Genomic DNA, 19262 nt, shown 5'->3' with positions numbered 1-19262 from the left:
CATCCTCATCGGAGCTTGGAAAGCTCCCTCAAACCGGTTCAGCCCTAAACTCATGCCTTTTCCCAAGACCAATCCAAGCCTCGAGCGCGCTCTTGTCGATCGAGGATACAACGACCCCACCCCCGTCCAGGCGGCCGTTCTCGACGCGGAAGCCCTCGATCGCGACCTCCTCGTCTCCGCCCAGACCGGATCGGGCAAGACCGTGGCCTATGGCTTGGCCATGGCCTCGACCCTGCTGGGCGCCGCGGAGCGCTTCGGAGCGCCTCGCGAGCCCCTGGCGCTGATCATCGCCCCGACCCGGGAGCTGGCGCTCCAGGTCAATCGTGAGCTGATTTGGCTCTATGGCCCGGCCGGCGCGCGGGTCGTTTCCTGCGTGGGCGGGATGGATGTGCGCCGGGAACAGCGCGCGCTGGAGGACGGCTGTCATATCGTCGTCGGCACGCCCGGACGCCTGCGGGACCACCTCGAGCGCGGGCGCCTCGATACATCCCAGATGAAGGTCGTCGTGCTCGACGAGGCCGACGAGATGCTGGACCTCGGTTTCCGAGAGGACCTGGAATTCATTCTCGACGCCACGCCCGGGGAGCGCCGCACGCTTCTGTTCTCCGCGACCCTGCCCAAGAACATCGTGGCGCTCGCGCGCCGCTATCAGCGCGATGCGCATCGCATCGACACCCTGGTCGAGAACGAGTCCCACGGGGACATCGAATACCGTGCCGTCCGTTGCGCGCCGAACGAGACCGAACTCGCCACCGTGAACGTGCTGCGCTTCTACGAGAGCCGCGGCGCGATGGTGTTCTGCCATACGCGCGAGGCGGTGCGTCACCTCCATGCGAGCCTGGTCGAGCGCGGATTCGCCGCAGTCGCGCTCTCCGGCGAACTCAGCCAGAGCGAGCGCAGCCACGCCCTCCAGGCGCTTCGCGACGGGCGGGCCCGGGTCTGCGTCGCCACCGACGTGGCCGCACGGGGCATCGACCTGCCGGATCTCGGACTCGTCATCCACGTGGACCTGCCGAACGACCATGAAACGCTCCTGCATCGCAGCGGCCGCACGGGCCGTGCCGGGCGCAAGGGCGTGTGCGTCATGCTCGTGCCCTATACGCGCCGCCGCAAAGCCGAACGCCTGATCGATCAGGCAGGGATCGACGCTTCCTGGGCCGGACCGCCTTCCGTCGACGAGATCCGCAAGCTCGACCGCGACCGTTTGATGCAGGATCCGATGTTCTCGGAAGAGACCACGGACGAGGATCTCGCCATGGCGGACGCCCTTCTTGCATCCAAGTCGGCGGAAGAGCTTGCCAAAGCTCTGGCGCGTTTCCATCGCGCGAGACTGCCCGCGCCCGAAGAGGTTTTCGATCCTGGCGAAGATCGCGGGCCGCGGCAGCGCAAGGACAAGCGCGAGCGGCAGGACGAGCGGTCACACGGCGAGCGTGGGGAGAGAGGTCGCCGCGGAGAGGCGGGCGATCATGCCTATGGCGCGTCGGAGGACATGGTGTGGTTCCGCATGAGCGTCGGGCGCCGCAACAACGCCGATCCGCGCTGGCTTTTGCCGATCATCTGCCGCCTTGGCCATGTGACCAAGAAGGAAATCGGATCGATCAAGATCTTCGACCGGGAATCGAAATTCCAGATCGCCCAGTCTCATGCGCCGAAATTCGCCGCAGCCGTGCGCAAGGCGAATGATGAAGATATCCGGATCGAGCCGGCCGATGCTCCGCAGAGCAAGTCCTGGGACGGCCCCAAGTCCAGTGGACCCAAGTCCGGCGGACCCAAGCCCAAAGGGCCCAGGAGCAAGGGTGAATTCTCGGAGCGCAAAGGCCCGCAGGAGGGGAAACGCCCTCAGGACTCCAAGCCGTTCCGGGGTAAAAAGGAGGCGCAAACCTCCCAGCGCCCGAAGGACAAGAAACGGGACGCAGATAAGCGACGCTAATTCCCAGACAGGTAATTCCCAGGCTGGTAATTCCCAGGCAGGCCGGAACGCTCTCGTGTTCCGGCCTGATCTTTTTGCGACGGTGGAGCACCCCCATGAACCGTCAGGCTGGAAATGTCAGGCCGGCACCACGGTAATATTATCCACTCTCCGGGCGGAGAGCAGACAGGGTGTGTCGGCGGGAGTAGATTGTCCGGTATGCCGTAGGGGCACACACCACAAGCCAGAGGGATAAGAACAATGAAGCCTGACATGGATCTGAACATGGATCTGATCGGAGCCCTTACGTCGTTCTCGGTCGGCACGCTCGACGGGCACGATGCGATGATGGTCATCGAGATGGCAGCCACGCCGGAGGAGTACGAGAGCGGCGTGCGCCGGCAGATGCCGGTGGCGTGACGGCCGAGCATGCCCGCGAACTCGGCGAGGCGCTGCTGCTCGCCGCCAGGGCCGCCCTCATGGGCGATGCTCCCTCATACGCCCTCAATTGATGCGACCTTACCTTGTAACTTGGCCTTGCATCTTGGCCTTGCATCTTGCTCTTCGGACATCTGCGGAACGCTGCTGCGACGCAATATTCACTTTTTTGCATTGCAACACAGACATCCGTCTGGCGTTATCCTTCGATCAGTGTCTTGAAGGACAAGCTCGATGCAGCGCCTGGGAAGCATGATCCGCCAGTTGGCCCGTTACCGCCGCCAGTGGGACGGGCTGATGAAGGCCGCAGCGACGAACGCAGCGTTGCTCGAGCCTTCATCCGGAGTGCCCGGCCGTCTCACCGAAGTGCAGAATTTCGGTCCCAATCCGGGCAATCTGCGCATGTTCACCTTTGCGCCACCGGAGCTCGCGCATTCTCCGGCCCTTGTCGTGGTTCTACACGGCTGCACTCAGAGTGCGGCGGGCTACGATCACGGCTCCGGCTGGTCGGTCCTGGCCGAGCGCTACGGCTTCGTCGTGCTCCTTCCCGAGCAGCAGGAGGCCAACAACCCCAAGCGCTGCTTCAACTGGTTTCAGCCGGGAGACACCGAGCGTGACCAGGGCGAGGTCGCCTCGATCCGCCAGATGGTCGAACGCGCCGTCCGCGACCACGGCGTCGATCGCGACCGCATCTTCGTGACGGGTCTCTCGGCCGGTGGCGCCATGACGGCCGCCATGCTGGCAACCTATCCGGAAGTCTTCGCGGGCGGAGCCATCGTTGCCGGCCTGCCCTATCGATGCGCCGCCAGCGTCCCGGAAGCATTCGAATGCATGTTCCAGGGACAGACGCGCCCCGCCACGGAATGGGGGGACCTGGTGCGCCATGCATCGCCCCATCGGGGACCCTGGCCGAAGGTGTCGGTCTGGCACGGCAGCGCCGATGCCACCGTGAAGCCGGTGAACGCTGACGAGATCCTCAAGCAATGGACCGATGTCCATAGCCTGTCGGCCTCTCCGAGCCGGAAAGAGACGGTGGACGGCTATCCGCGCCGCGTCTGGACGAATGCCGCCGGCGAGGATGTGATCGAGGAGTACATCATCAACGGTATGGCCCATGGTACGCCGATCGCGACCGGCACCGCCGAGAACCAGTATGGCGTTGCGGGTCCATTCCTTCTCGAGACCGGCATCTCGTCAAGCTACCACATCGCGAAATTCTGGGGCCTCACGAACCATGCCGTCGCCAAGCGACGACCGCTCGCCGTCCAGGAATCCGATGCCCGACAACGGACACCCGAACTGGCCGAGAGTGGGCCTGAGCATGACAAGCCCGCCCCCTCACCCGTTCCCGACGTCACTGGAGTGATCGCGAAAGCCCTGAAGGCCGCGGGGCTCATGCGCTAGGACGAATCCACATTCAGCACAGCCAGAGCATGATGGCGGCGAGGTGGATGAAGGCGAGGAAGTGGCAGGCGCGCCGGTCGTACCGGGTTGCAAAGCGTCGGCAGTGCTTGAGCTTGTTGAAGCAGCGTTCGATCCGATTGCGCAGTTTGTAGGCGGTGGCGTCATGGGCAATCGGCTGCTTGCGCGATCGGCTTGAGGGAATGACCGCCTCGGCGCCCATCGCCGCGATGGTCTGGCGCAGCTCGTTGGTGTCATAGGCCCGATCGGCCAGGACGGACCGGGCCTGGAAGCCGTCGAGCAGCGCCTTGGCGCCGAGGCAGTCGTGGCGCTGGCCGGCGCTCAGCAGGAAGCGCAGCGGTCGGCCGAGGCCGTCACAGATCATGTGGATCTTGGTGGTCAGACCCCCGCGGGAACGCCCCAGCGCCTGAGTGGCGGCCCCCCTTTTCCGGCGGCGGCCTGCTGATGGACGCGCACCAGGGTGGTGTCGAGCATGAGATAGTGATTGTCGCGATCCTTGATCAGCTCGGCAAACACCTGCTCCCAGACCCCGGCCTTGGTCCAGCGGGTAAAGCGGGCGTGGACGCTCTTCCATTTGCCGTAGCGCTCGGGCAGATGCTGCCAGAATGCTCCAGAGCGCAGCACCCACAAGACGCCGTTGACGAACAGGCGGTTATCCGCCCCGCTGCGGCCGGGGTCGCCCACCTTGCCCGGCAGCAGGGGGGCGATGCGCCGCCACTGGGCTTCGCTCAGTTCGTATCGCTTCACACCCATCGTCCGGCTCCGAATCAAACCACCTGCAACCCAGTGAGTCAGCTTTCTTCGCTCGTGTGAATCCTGAATGTGGATTGGCCCTAGCGCATCGTGCGAAAAAGTGGACCCGGTTTTTCCCTCCGAACGATGCGCCATTTATGGAGTGGAGCATCGGATTGGATCCCAAAAGTGGGTCCACCTTTGGGTCCGATGCTCTAGCGGAAATTGCATATTGCATTCTGACGGGAGCATCGAACGCCATCAGTGGATCTGCACTTTTGGGACTCCATCCGATGCTGCCTCTGACGAGCAGCACGCGGCTCGTAACAACCTCCACGAACCGGACCACGCGTGCAGACCTTATGGATCTTTCTGTAGGCTGAGGTCGTCGTCGGCCTTCCTCTCGCCTGTGACACAGTTCATGCGTGATTGCGTCGGGATGACATTTGGCTGCCGATCCTCGATTCCTGCGATCTCCCGCATGATCTTGCTACGAATGATCATGGCGAACTGCTCAGGATCGTGGAGCGGGATCACGAAGGCGCCGACACCGCCGACGACACAATCGCGATAATAGACATCCAGGCCGTCCATTTCCGGACTGTTTTGACTCCGGTTGAACATGATCGGCAGACCATTGATGACGATGCCCTCCGTAACCGCCTCGTCCCGTGCAAGGATGACCTTGCGTCCGTCATTGTTGGGACCGTCGCCTGAAATGTCGATCACGCGGCGCGCGGCGATCCTGCCGACATCGCTGAAAAGGGTACGGCTGAAGTCGATGGCACCGGAAATCGATGTCATGCCGGCCTGCCGGATGGGTCTGCTGGTGAGGCTATCGGCGAAGGCTTTCGCTTTGTCCGGTCCGTCAATGACAGTCCAGGGCACGATCACCGTCTGATCCTTGGCGCCTGACCATTCGATATAGGTCACTGCGATGCGGCCTGCAGTGCCGTTTTGGATCGCCTCGTGCACGAGAGAAGAGCGGAATGCTTCGGCAAAACCGACGCGCTGAAGACTCTGCTCTTCCGCCTCCATGGAAGAGGATATGTCAACGGCAAGCACGAGAGCCACGTCGAGTTGGGGTTCGGCCAGGGCCGGCGGTCCATCGAGGAAACCGCCCGTGAGAACAAGGCACACGGCAGTGCACCAGAAACGACGAAGCATGATGACCTCCGCCCCAGCCCTCAGGTCATGTTCAGCACCCGCTGCCCTTCCCTCAACGCACCGGGCTCGACTTTGATACGACAGGGTGGCGAAAAGATGAGCGCTCCGTCCGAGAAGAGAAGCATCCAGGCTCGTTTCCCCGGCTTGTCGTGGTCATGCGCGATCGCCGTTCGCACGCGATCTCATGCCCGGAGCGAGAGGATCTGCGGAATGCGATGCTCCTGCAGGTCTCACCAGCCGTGCGGAACCATCCCTTCAAGCACGCTTGAACGTATTTGAAGGCCCGCCGCGGCCCAATGCGTTTTCGATCCATCGCGTGTAACAGTATCCACTCTCCGGGCGGAGAGCAGACAGGGTGTGTCGGCGGGAGTAGATTGCCCGGTATGCCGTAGGGGCACACACCACAAGCCAGAGGGATAAGAACAATGAAGCCTGACATGGATCTGAACATGGATCTGATCGGAGCCCTTACGTCGTTCTCGGTCGGCACGCTCGACGGGCACGATGCGATGATGGTCATCGAGATGGCAGCCACGCCGGAGGAGTACGAGAGCGGCGTGCGCCGGCAGATGCCGGTGGCGATGACGGCCGAGCATGCCCGCGAACTCGGCGAGGCGCTGCTGCTCGCCGCCAGGGCCGCCCTCATGGGCGATGCTCCCTCATACGCTCTCAATTAACGAATGAAGGCGCACCGCCATACATTTATGGCGGTGCGTTGCCTACGGCGTCGGACATGGAATCGAACTCACGTTCGATGCTCTGGCGCAGATATCGGACCGAGTGGCCGCACCGAGCGGCGCCGTCCCGATGATCAAGGCAGGGCGACACCGCGACAATGAAAGCCGAGAACGCGGGGAGTGCCGCCAAGGTAATACTCCTCCATGTCACTGATCGAAAATCCCGCCCGCTGAAGAAGCTCCGCCACCGGGCGCGTGAGGTTGCAGCCCACCGCGAGCGCGCGCCAAATCGGGTTCAGCCGCTGCTGCCAACGCGCCACATCGTCCTCCGGCGACAATCCATGTTCCAGGAAGAGCACTCTCCCGTCGGGTTTGAGGACCCGCCGGACTTCTCCGAGCGCCAGCTCGGGATCATCGACAGAGCACAAGGTGTAGGTGATCACGGCCGTATCGACGGTATCGTCGCTCAGGGGCAGTTCTTCAGCGGGCGCACGCATGATCTCCAGGGGCACGCGGCTGCTGCGATGGCGGACCTCGCCGAGGTGCAGAAAGGCATCGTTGGGATCGACGCCGATGATTTTCGTCACGTGAAGCGGATTGTAGAATGGCAGATTCAATCCCGGCCCCATCCCGATTTCGAGAACCACACCTCTTGCGAGAGGAATGACCCGCTCCCGTTCGGCCGTAACGTCATCCATGCCGCACAGACAGCTCACGATTTTCGGCCCGATATAGCGAGAATAGAGGCTCATCATTGTGCTCCGTGAGGCGAGCATCGCGCCGGCCTCCGGTGGTTCAGCTCGCGCCCGATGGTCGCGTTCATGATCGCCATGACGAAGGGCATGTTTTCGGAAGCGCCCCTGGCCGCGCCCGTAGGCCCGCCGGGATGCGACACGTCGATGTCATTCAGCCAAGCAACATTCCGCATTGTGGTGTGCCTCCGGATTCTAATCGGTCGCCATCGAAGTCGACCCTTGTCGATGTCGCCGATCCTCCCCCGCTCATGACTGGATTTCTGTGACTTCGATCACATGACGATATCGATCGGCATGCCTGGCAAAGGGCTCCCTCTCGTGGCACGGCGTCACGCCCCTTTGCTCTGTTCGGGACCGGCGATTGCCTCGCCGGTGCGACGCCGGATCGATTGCAGCCACTGCGACGCTCGTGGCGTGGGCACGGTCCCGATCGGACAATGCCGTCGCCGGCATCGTCGTGTGATCCAGATCACAGACCGATAGATCCCCTGCAATTAAACTGCAGACCTCGCTTCGAGGCGAAGTTGTACGACGGCCCGACAAGGACGAAGCCCGCGAGCCGGACGGCCTCGGTTGCCGCGGCAACCGATACGCTGCAGGTGTTTTCGTCCACGGGTGAGCTTCAGATGGCAGGGAGCCGATCGATAGACGGGATTACCCCTAAAGAGGTGTGAGAGCGCAAAAGAGTTGGGAGCCGCGGTTATCGGCGCATAGTATGGTTCGAAGCGTGAAACTCACAAGCAAGGCATAGGCCCGCGGCACAATGTGAGGAGGACATACGTCCGCCGAAGGCAATCGAACGTTCACGCGATCGGAATATGCCATGTTAAGATGTTTCGAACATGCACGGCCCTGGCTGCGGGATGTGGCACTGGCTGGCCTCCTTGCCTGCGCCATGATCCTCGCTCCGCCGATCCAGGCTGGACACGCCCAAGAAACTGGACACGCCCAAGAAACCCGGAAGAAAATCCTCCACGTCGATTCCTATCATGCCGGCAACGAATGGAACGATCGGATCGTGGCCGCACTTCAGGAAACCCTGAGCGGAAAGGCTATCGAACTGCGCGTATTCCATATGGATACCAAGCGGCGCCCGTCGGAGACCGATATCCAAGCCTCTGCTCTCGATGCATTGCGCATCATCGACGAATTCAGGCCGGATGTGGTCACGATCAATGACGACCCTGCCGCGAAATATCTCGTCATGCCTTATCTGCGCGACACGGGTCTTCCTGTGGTCTTCTGCGGCTTGAACTGGGATGCCGCCACTTACGGCCTTCCATATCGCAATACCACGGGCATGGTTGAGGTTTCCTCCATTCCGCAGATCGTCAGACTGATGCGCCGGCATGCACGCGGCCCGAGGCTCGGATTCCTCGCCGAGGATACGCCGGTGAAGCGCAAGGAACTCGCCTATCACGAGCGCCTGTTCGGGATCACCTACGACAGGACCTATTTCGTCCAATCCTTTGCGGACTGGAAGGCCGCATTCCTGCGCGCCCAGAAGGAAGTCGACATGCTGATGATCCTCGGCGTCGGGGCACTGCCGGACTGGAACCTTGCCGACGCGAGCCGCCTTGCCGAGGAGAACAGCGAAATCCCGAGTGGAACGGACTTCGAATGGCTGACGGCCGTGAGCCTGATCGGGGTCGTCAAAAGCCCGCAGGAACAGGGGCGCTGGGCGGGTCATGCGGCGCTCCGTATCCTCGAGGGCGTCAAGCCCAGCGATATCCCCCTCTCGTACAATCGCGAGGGCGAATTGTTCTTCAACGCCAAGATCGCCCGCAAACTCGGCATCCGGGACCTGCCGCCTCTCGCCAGGGCCGTTCCATGACAAGTCCCGCACACACGGAGCGCCGCAAGGTCACCAGTCCGAAGCGCTCGCTCACATTGCAGACGCTCCGCAAGATCGCGATCCGCATCAGCCTCGTCGTCGCCGCCGCGACCATCCTGAGCTACTGGCATGTGAAGACCGGCTTCGAGCAGCAAGCGACGGAAAATCTGGAGCGCTACGTTGAACAGAGACGGGTCAGGGAAAGCGCCATTTTCGACCTTGCCAGCAGCAATGTCCGCACTTTCTCGGAAAGCTACCTGCGCGAAATCAGCCAGATGGATCTCCAAGGGGCCGAGCTGCGCTTCGCTGCTCTTTTCGAGCAGCTCTCCGACGGAACCACGCGACTGACGGAGAATGTCTTCAAGACCTATGGCGTTACCGGTTTCATCGGCAAGAATGTGATGATCGAGCGGGATCTCAAGCGACGGCTCGTGGTCGCTTTCGACCTGATCACGCAGTTCGGTCCTGCCTGGAAGAGCCAGTTCGCCAATCTCTACGTGATGACTCCCGAAGGGGCGCTCCTCATGTACTGGCCGGATCAGCCCTGGGCTCTGCGCGCCGAGGATTGGGAGATTTCCGGCAAGCTGAACCTGCTCCTGGACAAGAAGGACGGCATTCTCGTCGCCAATACCGGATCAACAGGCAATCCGGCCAAAGAGCGCTGGTCGGAACTCTACTTCGATTATGGGATCAACGACTGGCTCGTATCGGTGACGCGCCCCGCGCTCCTGGACAATCGCCCCGCCATCCAGATCGGGCAGGACATTCTCGTTCATGACCTGATCGGGCGTGCCATGAGCACGGATGTGGACGGAACCTACAACATCCTCTTTTCCGATGAAGGACGGATCATCGCGCATCCACGCTTCATGGACGCCATTCAGGCGCGCAGCGGTTCGCTGCCTATCTCGGAGACGGGAGATCCCCGCCTGGAGCAAATCTACCGTCTGACGCTCGAGCGCTCACCTCAGCAGACGGTCATTCGCGACCAGGGCAACAACCAAGTGATTGCCGTCACGAAACTCAGCGGCCCGGCCTGGACTCTCGCCACGGTCTATCCGCTGGATCTTGCGGCCCAGAGTGCGTGGAAGACCGCGCGCCTCATTCTCCTCATGGGCGCATTGGCGCTGCTTCTCGAAATAGCGATCCTGAGCTCGACCCTCAGAAGCCAGATTGCGGTACCGCTGCGCCTATTGGTGCGCGCCACGAGTTCCGTCGCCAAGGGCGAGTTCAAAACACACCTCAACATGAAGCGCGAGGACGAGATTGGCGAGCTGGCCGAGGCCTTTACCACGATGGCCCGCCAGATCGACGCGCGCGAGTCGGCGCTCAGCGAGCGCAGCGAGAGCCTGGCCAAGCTGAACGAGGAGCTGGCCCGCGAGCTGAGCGAGCGCGAACGCGCCGAGCGGGAACTCGCCCGCCATCGCGAGCTCAATGCCCTTCTCGACACCATCGATTACGGCATTCTTTTCCTGAGCCCCGACCTGAGGATCCGCCTCGCCAACCGTGCCTACAAGACCATGTGGGCCGTATCGGAAACGCAGCTTCTCAAGGGCACCCCGATTCGCGACGTGATCGCGCATCACGGCAAGGCCATGGGGATCGAACCGGAATATGAGGATGCCTTCGTTGAACGCAGCATGGAAGACATCCGGCATTGCGACGAGACGCCGATCGAGATTCAGTCTCCGAACAATCATGTGCTTCGCTACCACTGCGTCGCCCTGGCCGATGGCGGGCGCATGCTCACCTATGTGGACATCACGGACCAGAAGCGGGCCCTCGACGCCGTCGCCCTCGCCGAGCAGCGGCAGCGGCGCCTTCTGGAGCTGGCACCGTTCCCCCTCGTGGTGACGCGGATGTCGGATGGGCGCATCCTCTATGCGAATGCCCGCACGGCCGAAGCGATCCGTCTCACGCAGGAGGAATTGCGGGGAACATCCGCACCGAACTATTATGCGAACCCCGTCGACCGGGATCGCATCCTGAATATTCTGTCCCAGGAAGGCCGGGTCCAGGATATCGAAGTCCTTCTGCATCGCCACGACGGAACCCAGTTCTGGGCCTTGGTGAATGCCACCTTCGCCGATTACGAATCTTCGCCGGCCCTTCTCTTCGCCTTCAACGACATCACCGAGTTGAAGCAAAGAGAAGCGCAGCTCAAGCAGGCGAAGAAGGAAACCGAAGCGGCGCTGCGCGATCTCAACGCCGTTCTCGAAACCATTCAATACGGCATTCTATTCCTCGATCCGGATTTTCATATTCGCCTGGCCAACCGCGCCTATCGCGAAATCTGGCAGATGCCCGAAGGGTTCTACGAGCGGCCCCGCTCCCTCGAGGAGGATATGGAAGAGAGCCGGGAACTCGGCAGCTATGACGTCTCGGAGGAGGAGTGGGACGCGTACAAGACGCAGCGCGTCGAGGAGATCAGGAACGGCTTCACGGCCATGACGGAGATGCGGTTGAAGAGTGGCCAGGTGCTCCAGTACCGCATCATCTCCCTGCCCGACGGGGGCCGCATGCTCACCTATTTCGATATCACGGACCTGAAGCTCTTCGAGGATGTCCTGCGGCAGGCGAAGGAACAGGCAGAGGAGGCAAGCCAGGCCAAATCCCGTTTCCTGGCCAATGTAAGCCATGAGCTTCGCACGCCGCTCAATGCGGTTCTCGGTTATACCGAACTCCTGATCGATGGTCTCTACGGCGATCTGCCGGAAAAGGCCCATGGGGTTCTCACCCGCGTGCAGGTGAACGGTCGTCACCTGCTCGCTCTCATCAACGACATCCTCGACCTGTCGAAGATCGAGGCAGGCGAACTCATGATAGCAACCGAGCCCTATTCCGTTTCGGATCTGGTCCATGCCGCCGTGACGACGGCGGAGCCGCTCGCGAAAGCCAAGGGACTTTCGCTCCAGGTTTCCATGCCCGAGGGTCTCCCCTATGGCAGCGGCGATGAGCGCAGGCTGACCCAGGTGCTCGTCAACCTCGTCGGCAATGCCATCAAATTCACCAATCAGGGCTCTGTTTCAGTCGCGGCCGAGGTGGAGAGCGGGCGGCTGAGAATCGTCATTCAGGACACGGGCATCGGGATTTCCCCGAAAGATCAGAAGCTCATCTTCGAGGCTTTCCAGCAGGGGTCGAACGCCGTGAACGGAGGCACGGGAACAGGCCTCGGGCTCGCCATCTCGAAACGCATCGTACAGATGCATGGCGGAACGATTCATGTCCGATCGGTCGTGGGGCAAGGCTCGACCTTCACCATCGATCTCCCGCTGGACACCCGCGCCACGGAGGCCGCGTGATGGGCAAGCGGATCCTGATCGTTGAGGATACGGAGGACAACCGGCGCATCCTGCGCGATCTTCTGACCAATGCCGGATTCGACATCTGCGAGGCCCATGACGGACTGGCGGCCGTGACGGCGGCGGCAGAGTTCCGCCCCGACCTGATCCTGATGGACATTCAGCTTCCCCTTCTGGACGGCTATGAAGCCATCCGGCACATCAAGGCGAACGGCACGATTGAGCCGCCTCCGATCATCGCGGTCACCTCCTATGCCCTCTCGGGAGACGAGGAAAAGGCGTGGGCCGCCGGGTGCGACGGCTACATCGCCAAGCCGTTCAGCCCGCGTCAGATTCTCGCGAAGATTCGCGAACTCCTGGAATGATCCGTCATGCGCGAGCATCCTCTCATCCTGGTGGTCGATGACATCGAGGAGAACATCGAGATCGTCCGGGTGCGCCTGGAGGCGCAAGGCTATGAGATCGCGACAGCGACCAGTGGCCATGCTGCCCTCGAACAGGTTGAGACGCTGCGCCCCGACCTGATCCTCCTCGATATCATGATGCCTGGGATGGACGGCATCGAAGTCACCAAGCGCCTCAAGAGCGACGAGGCTTTTCGCGCCGTTCCCATCATTCTTCTGACTGCCAAGTCCAGCATCAAGGATGTCGTCGCGGGCCTCGATGCGGGCGGCGACGATTATCTCACCAAGCCGTTCGAGCCCGCCACTCTCGTCGCTCGGGTCCGCTCTCTCCTGCGGATCAAGATGCTTTACGACACCGTTCAGGCGCAGGCGGCCGAACTGGCTGTGCTGAACCGCAACCTGGAGGCGCGGGTCGAGCGGCAGGTGCAGGAGCTCGATCGGCTCCGCGACCTCAGACGCTTTCTCGCGCCCCAGCTCGCGGACATGATCGCCTCGAAAGGAGGCAATGCCGAAATCCTCGAGCATCATCGCCGGGAGATCGTCGTCCTCTTCTGCGATCTGCGCGGTTTCACGAGTTTTGCCGAGCTCGCCGCGCCCGAGGAGGTGATGGCGCTGCTGAAAGCGTATCACTCCAACCTAGGACCCTTGATCCATGGAGCCGAGGGAACGCTCGAGCGCTTTACCGGGGACGGCATGATGATCTTCTTCAACGATCCCGTGCCCTGCCCCGACCCTGCCGACCGGGCCGTGCGGCTCGCCGTTGCCATGCGCGAGAGCACCCGGGCGCTCGCGCATGACTGGCGGCTTCGCGGCTATTCCATCGGGTTCGGGATCGGCATCGCCCAGGGCTATGCGACGCTCGGTCGAATCGGCTTCGAAGGCCGGTTCGACTACGCGGCGATCGGCACCGTGACGAATGTCGCGGCCCGCCTCTGCTCGCAAGCGCGCGACGGTCAGATCCTGGTGACGCAGCGCATCGCGAACGAGGTGGAGGGCATTGCCGACGCGGTTTCGCTCGGCGACTTTCCGTTGAAGGGCTTAAGCCGTCCCGTGCCGATCTACAATATCGAGGGCCTCAAGGCCTGACGGTCGCGATCCACTCGGCGACGGTCCGCTTGGCGCCCTGAGCGTAGAGCCGTGCCAGTGCAGTGCCGACAGGGCCGGTAAAGCGCGGATCTCTGGGAAGATCATCTCCGAAGATCTCCCGCATGGCGAACAGGCCACCGGCCAACCGCTCAGGCGAACCACCGGCGCGATCAGCCGTTTCACGCAGGCGAACGGCCATGGGGTCGCGCACGTCGATCACTCCGCCCTGCTCGTCGACGCCTGTCACATAGCGCATCCAGGCGGCGACGCCGAGCGCGAGCCGATCGATGGACGCATTCTCGCGCAACCGGTCCCGAACGGTGCCGAGCAGCCGCTGCGGCAGCTTCTGGGAGCCGTCCATGGCGATCTGCCACGTCCGGTGCCGCAGCGCGGGATTCTTGAATCGCTCGATCAGGGCGCGCTTATAGGCGGTGAGGTCGGCATCGGCCGGCATATGAAGCGTCGGCGTGACCTCTTGGTTCATGAGGCCCGTGATCAGCCGCTCGAAGGATCCGTCCGCCATCGTGTCCGCAACGGTTTCGTAACCGGCGAGGTAGCCGAGATAGGCGAGCGTCGAGTGGCTTCCGTTGAGAAGCCGAAGCTTCATATGCTCGTAGGGCTCCACATCGGTCACGAACTGGGCTCCCGATTCCTCCCAGGCCGGGCGGCCTTGAGGAAACCGGTCTTCGATGACCCATTGCGTGAAGGGCTCGGTCACCACGGGCCATGCGTCCGACAATCCCAGCGTCTCACGGATCCGCTGGCGATCCTCGTCGCTTGTCGCGGGAACGATCCGGTCGACCATGGTCGACGGACAGGATACCTCGTCTGCGACGAACCGTCCGAATGCGGGATCGGACAGTTCCGCAAACCGCGTCAGGACGCGCTTCACCGTCCGGCCGTTGGAAGGAAGGTTGTCGCAGGTCAGAACCGTGAACGGCGCGATGCCCGCCATTCTTCTTCGGCGCAGAGCCTCGACGATGAAGCCGGGTGCCGACCGGGGCTGATGGGGGTTCTGGAGATCGTGCACCACATCCGGGTGGGTCTCGTTCAGCATTCCCGTTGCCGGATCATGGCAATAGCCCTTCTCGGTCACGGTCAGGGAGACGATCCGCGTCCTCGGATCGGTCATGACGCCCAGGAGATCGTCCACGGCCTGGGGTGCGACGATCACGCGCCCGATCGAGCCGATGACCCGAAGTGCCTCCCCCTCACCCGAACGAATCGAGAGAGTGTAGAGCCCGTTCTGCGGCTCCAGGGCATCGGAGGTATCGGGACTGCGCAGGCTCGCGGCCACGATTCCCCAGTGCGGATCCTGCGCCAGGACGTCGTCGACATAGACGGCCTGATGAGCGCGATGGAACGCACCGACGCCGAGATGCACGATCCCCGTCGTGACGGCGCGGCGATCGTAACGTGGGCGCATGACGGCATTCGGAAGATCGGCGAGCGTAGCATCGCTCAGGCGTTTCGACATGGCATCCTCAATGGGCAGGCTGCTGCTTCGCCCGGGTGACGATCTGCGTGGGATTGACGAAGCGCAGCGCGATGATGAGCCATACCAGGGTGGTGGCCATATAGACCACCGCCATGGCATCGATGGACTGCACCGCGCGAACGCCCGCAGCGAAGACCGCGTAGTAGAGCGCCACGACCAGCGTCTGGCTCGTCGGGCCCGCCACGAGGAAGGTCAGCTCGAACATTGCGATGGTTCGCACCAGGACCAGCAGCAGCGCCGCGAGAATGCCCGGAAGCAGAAGCGGCAGAAGCACGTGGATGAAGAGCTTGAAGGTATTCGCTCCGAACACGCGCGCCGCCGCCTCGATCTTCGGGTCGATCTGCTCGATGAAGGGAATCATGACGAGGATCACGAAGGGAACCGTCGGCACGAGATTGGCCACGACGACGCCCCAGAACGTGCCCGCGAGTCCCGTCCGGTAGAGAACGGTCGCCAAAGGAATGCCGAAGGTGATCGGCGGGATCAGAAGCGGCAACAGGAAGAGCAGCACCAGAAGGCGCTTGCCGGCGAAATCGCGGCGCGCCAGAGCATAGGCCGCCGTCACGCCAAGCACGCCCGAGATCAGGACGACCAGTCCGACGACCTGGAACGTGACGATCAGCACGTCCCAAAGCTGGAACTCGTTCCAGGCCGATGAGTACCAGCGCGTCGTCCAACCGAGCGGAAGCCATGTCCCCAGCCAGCGGGTGGCGAAGGAGCTCGTCACCACCGTGGCGATCATGGCCAGAAGGTTGATGATGAAGAAACCGACCAGGCTCCAGACGGCCACGGCCCACAGCTTCGCGCCAAGCGTCGTGTCGCGGATCATTGCCTTATCCTTTCGCGCCGGAGGCCGGCCCACGGTAGAACAGCCCGCGGGACGCGAGCACCAGCACGACGATGCCGAGCTGAACGAAGCCCATGATCATCGCGACCGCGGAGGCCATGGAGTAATCGTACTCCTCGAAAGCGGCCTGATAGGCGGCAATGGAGATCACACGGGTCGAGCCCGCGGGCTCGCCGAGCAGGACCGCTGAGGGGAAGACCGAGAAGGCCTGCACGAACGACAGGCAGAACGTGATGGCGAATCCCGGCATCAGGAGCGGCAGATAGACATGAAGGAAGCGCTGCCACGCACTCGCGCCGAGGGTCGCCGCCGCCTGTTCCAGGGCCGGATCGATGCCGGTCACGTAGGACAGGGTCAGCAGGAACGTGAACGGAAACCCCGTGATCACGAGAGAGGCGAAGACGCCCCAGTAATTGTGAACGAGCCTCACGGGATGGTCGATGATCCCGAACGTGACGAGGGTGCGGTTGAACCAGCCCTGAGGGCCGAGATAGTTCAGGAGCCCTTCGGCGACCAGCACCGTACCGAGGGTGATCGGCAGAACGAGGATCGTGGTCAGAAGGCGCTGGCGCCGCATGAGCCGTACGCGGAACGAAATCGGCACGGCCAAGAGCAGGTTCACGAGCGTGACGGGAATGGACAGCCCGAGCGTGTTGGCGATCGTGCCATAAAGGTAGGAATCGGAAAAGAAGCGCTGGTAATTGGCCAGCCAGCCGCCGTTCTTCGGCTCAAAGGAGAGAATGAACCCGAAGGCGAACGGATAGACGAAGAGCAGCAGGCTGAAGATGGCGGCAGGAACGACCAGGAGCGTGACGGCGTCGAAGCCCTTGGCCGCCAGTCGCTGCCGCAGACTGGGGCCTTGCTCGGCGTGGGTCGTGGGAGCGAGAGCTTCCATCATTTCTTCCCCTTGATCGGCTCGGCGAAGACGAGAATGCGCTGATCGTCGGCCTGCAGGTGAACGGTCGATCCCAGCTCGACCGGTTGATCGGAGCGGAAGACGAAGTCGAGGCCACCCTCCGAATGCGCCGTTCCCACGAATTCACGCCCGCGATACTCGATCGTATCGACCTTGACTTTCAGCGCATTGCCGCCCGCCTCGCCGAGGACCAGATCGTCCGGGCGGATTGCCGCATAGGCCGTAGAGCCCACAGACAGGTTCTCCCGGGCGACGCCGCTGATCCGCGTCCCCTCCACATCGAGGAGCGCCCTGCCGTTCTCGACGGACACGACCGTGCCCTTGAGCTTGTTGCGGAATCCCATGAAATCCGCGACGTCGAGATGGGCGGGCGACTCGTAGAGCTCTTTTGGCGTTCCGACCTGGCGGACGACGCCGTCGCGCAGGACCACGATCCGGTCCGCGAGCGACAACGCCTCGTCCTGATCATGGGTGACGTAGATGGTCGTCGCACCAAGCTCGTTGTGGATGCGCCGGATCTCGGCCCGCATCTCGAGACGCAGCTTGGCATCGAGGTTCGACAGCGGCTCGTCCATGAGGACGAGCGGCGGCTCGATGACGATGGCGCGGGCGATGGCGACACGCTGCTGCTGGCCGCCGGAGAGCTGGCCCGGCAGCTTGTTCTCCTGCCCCTGAAGACGGACGAGGCTGAGCGCCTCGTTGACCTTGCGGTCGATCTCCGCCTTCGGCGTTCCACGCATCTTGAGGCCGAAGCCGATGTTCTGGCGGACGTTGAGATGGGGAAAGAGCGCGTAGTTCTGGAAGACCATTCCGAACCCGCGCTCCTCCGGACGCATCGTGTCGATCCGGTTCTTGTCGAGCCAGATTGCGCCGCCGGTCACAGGTAGAAGACCCGCGATGCAGTTCAATGTCGTCGACTTGCCGCAACCGGACGGACCGAGCAGGGCGATGAACTCGCGCCGCTGAATCGTCAGGGAGACGTCGCGAAGAGCGTTGAGCGCTCCGAACTCGCGACTAACGCGGTCGAGCCGGACTTCGTTGAACTGTGAAAGAGCTATCGTCATCGCGGGTCCTCAGATTTACTTACGCTTCGCTCCGCCGACCTGCTCGTCCCACATGCGGAACGCGACCACCATCTGCTCCGGCTGGAGCGGCAGTTCGATCGGGTTTTCGGCGATCCACTTCTCGTATTCAGGCCGGCCGTATTCCTTGATCGCAGCCTGGCTTTCCGGGGGAGCCATGTCGAGGGTAACGTCCTTCACGGCGGGGCCGGGATAGAAATAGCCCTCGTCGTAGGTGTAGGCCTGCTGCTCCTTCGTGAGGAGGAAGCTCATCAGATCGAGAAGAACAGCGGTCTTCTCGTTCGAGAGGCCCTTCGGGACGCACATGTAGTGAGCATCCGCGACCCAGTGGAAGCCTTTCAGCGCGGCGACCTTCGCCTCCTTCGGAACGACGCCGAGGACGCGCGGATTGATGTCCCAGCCCGTGGTCGAAACCGTCATGTCCCGCGAGCCTTCGCCCAGCTCCTTCATGACCGCGCCCGTTCCGGAGGGGTAATATTCGATATTCTGGCCGAGCTCCTTGAGGTACGCCCAGGTCTTGTCCCAGCCCTTGGCGGGATCCTGCGGGTTGCTGTCTCCCAACAGATAAGGCAGGCCCATGAGGAAGGTGCGGCCAGGGCCGGAATTCGCCGGACGGGCATAGATCAGCCGGTTCGGGTTCTCCTTGGTCCAGGCCAGCAGTTCCTCGGCGGTCGTCGGAACTTTCTTCACACGGTCGGGCATGTACTCCAGAATGGGACCCGACGGATAATAGGTGACGACGACGCCCTGCCCCTTCGCCAGAGTCTGCATCTTGGCGGCAGGCGGAAGATAGATGTCGTCGAGCTTCGGCAGCGCGTTCGCGTGCTGCGGGATCAGTTCGACCCAGAGTTTCTGGTCGATGCCGGCCGACAAGGCATCGGTGCCGGTGAGCACGAGATCGATGTCGACGCGGCCCGCATCCTGCTGCGCCTTGATCTTGCCCGCGAGCTCCGGAGCCGGAGCCTTGGTGAAGGTGATGCGCGAAACCAGGTTCGGCTTCGCCTTGCGGTAGTTCTCGATGGCCTTCTGGGTCAGCGCCAGGTTGCCGGCGACGTCGATGACGTTAAGCGCAACCGGCTCCTTGGGCAGCGCCAGCTGCGCGAAGCTCGGCCCGCCGAAGGCGGCGACGCCGGCGGCGCCAGCGACGCCCCCGACGAAGGTTCGTCTGGTGATCAGGTTCGTCATGTCTTCCT

15 protein-coding genes and 1 pseudogene are annotated in these 19262 nt (G+C 62.8%); 8 read left to right on the top strand and 8 right to left on the bottom strand.

Annotated elements, in window-relative coordinates; genetic code table 11:
* Positions 1–52: 52 nt before the first annotated feature.
* From RE429_RS06990 to RE429_RS06980, 3 genes are all read left to right on the top strand, one after another.
* The gene (locus tag RE429_RS06990; RefSeq protein ID WP_414473595.1) at positions 53–1930 is read left to right on the top strand and encodes a DEAD/DEAH box helicase; all 1878 of its coding nucleotides are present in this window, start codon (positions 53–55) and stop codon (positions 1928–1930) included.
* Between the two features lie 240 nt (positions 1931–2170).
* Positions 2171–2329, top strand: a complete 159-nt coding sequence (locus RE429_RS06985; RefSeq protein ID WP_414473594.1) for a hypothetical protein — start codon at positions 2171–2173, stop codon at positions 2327–2329.
* Between the two features lie 252 nt (positions 2330–2581).
* Complete coding sequence (locus RE429_RS06980) at positions 2582–3751, top strand: alpha/beta hydrolase family esterase (protein ID WP_414473593.1); 1170 nt, start codon at positions 2582–2584, stop codon at positions 3749–3751.
* Between the two features lie 13 nt (positions 3752–3764).
* Here the strand turns inward: RE429_RS06980 and RE429_RS06975 are convergent.
* Positions 3765–4522: pseudogene (locus tag RE429_RS06975) on the bottom strand (IS5 family transposase).
* 339 nt (positions 4523–4861) lie between these two features.
* On the bottom strand, positions 4862–5539 hold the full coding sequence (locus RE429_RS06970; protein WP_414473592.1) for a DUF1194 domain-containing protein: 678 nt from the start codon (positions 5537–5539) through the stop codon (positions 4862–4864).
* A gap of 554 nt (positions 5540–6093) precedes the next feature.
* Here RE429_RS06970 and RE429_RS06965 point away from each other — a divergent pair.
* Positions 6094–6345 (top strand): hypothetical protein, encoded by a 252-nt coding sequence (locus tag RE429_RS06965; RefSeq protein ID WP_414473591.1) that lies wholly within the window; start codon positions 6094–6096, stop codon positions 6343–6345.
* 134 nt (positions 6346–6479) lie between these two features.
* On the opposite strand, the gene RE429_RS06960 is transcribed toward RE429_RS06965, so the two are convergent.
* A complete protein-coding gene (locus tag RE429_RS06960) occupies positions 6480–7043 on the bottom strand; it encodes a class I SAM-dependent methyltransferase (RefSeq protein ID WP_414473590.1) in 564 nt (187 codons plus the stop codon).
* 1075 nt (positions 7044–8118) lie between these two features.
* Here RE429_RS06960 and RE429_RS06955 point away from each other — a divergent pair.
* The 4 genes from RE429_RS06955 to RE429_RS06940 are packed head-to-tail and all read left to right on the top strand — an operon-like array spanning position 8119 to position 13726.
* Positions 8119–8934, top strand: coding sequence for an ABC transporter substrate-binding protein (locus RE429_RS06955; protein WP_414473589.1), 816 nt, complete (start codon positions 8119–8121; stop codon positions 8932–8934).
* Entirely contained in the window at positions 8931–12236 is a 3306-nt protein-coding gene (locus RE429_RS06950; protein ID WP_414473588.1) for a PAS-domain containing protein, read from the top strand. The genes RE429_RS06955 and RE429_RS06950 overlap by 4 nt, the downstream gene beginning before the upstream one ends.
* Complete coding sequence (locus RE429_RS06945; RefSeq protein WP_370436674.1) at positions 12236–12601, top strand: response regulator; 366 nt, start codon at positions 12236–12238, stop codon at positions 12599–12601. The genes RE429_RS06950 and RE429_RS06945 overlap by 1 nt, the downstream gene beginning before the upstream one ends.
* A gap of 6 nt (positions 12602–12607) precedes the next feature.
* On the top strand, positions 12608–13726 hold the full coding sequence (locus tag RE429_RS06940) for an adenylate/guanylate cyclase domain-containing protein (protein ID WP_414473587.1): 1119 nt from the start codon (positions 12608–12610) through the stop codon (positions 13724–13726).
* On the opposite strand, the gene RE429_RS06935 is transcribed toward RE429_RS06940, so the two are convergent.
* From RE429_RS06935 to RE429_RS06915, 5 genes are read right to left on the bottom strand one after another with little or no spacing between them, the layout of a single operon-like run.
* On the bottom strand, positions 13716–15203 hold the full coding sequence (locus tag RE429_RS06935; RefSeq protein ID WP_414473586.1) for a mannitol dehydrogenase family protein: 1488 nt from the start codon (positions 15201–15203) through the stop codon (positions 13716–13718). The two genes, RE429_RS06940 and RE429_RS06935, sit on opposite strands and share 11 nt — an antisense overlap.
* Positions 15204–15210: 7 nt before the next feature.
* On the bottom strand, positions 15211–16053 hold the full coding sequence (locus RE429_RS06930) for an ABC transporter permease (RefSeq protein WP_370436671.1): 843 nt from the start codon (positions 16051–16053) through the stop codon (positions 15211–15213).
* Between the two features lie 4 nt (positions 16054–16057).
* Positions 16058–16966: an ABC transporter permease gene (locus RE429_RS06925; protein ID WP_414474141.1), complete on the bottom strand. Its 909-nt coding sequence runs from the start codon at positions 16964–16966 to the stop codon at positions 16058–16060.
* Entirely contained in the window at positions 16966–18051 is a 1086-nt protein-coding gene (locus RE429_RS06920) for an ABC transporter ATP-binding protein (RefSeq protein ID WP_414473585.1), read from the bottom strand. The genes RE429_RS06925 and RE429_RS06920 overlap by 1 nt, the downstream gene beginning before the upstream one ends.
* A gap of 15 nt (positions 18052–18066) precedes the next feature.
* Positions 18067–19254 carry an ABC transporter substrate-binding protein gene (locus tag RE429_RS06915; protein ID WP_414473584.1) on the bottom strand — a complete coding sequence of 396 codons (1188 nt, stop codon included), beginning with the start codon at positions 19252–19254 and terminating at the stop codon, positions 18067–18069.
* Positions 19255–19262 lie beyond the last annotated feature (8 nt).

The organism is Microvirga sp. M2, from assembly GCF_047497095.1.
Classification (GTDB): domain Bacteria; phylum Pseudomonadota; class Alphaproteobacteria; order Rhizobiales; family Beijerinckiaceae; genus Microvirga.
This window is presented reverse-complemented; position numbering and strand designations above follow the sequence as displayed.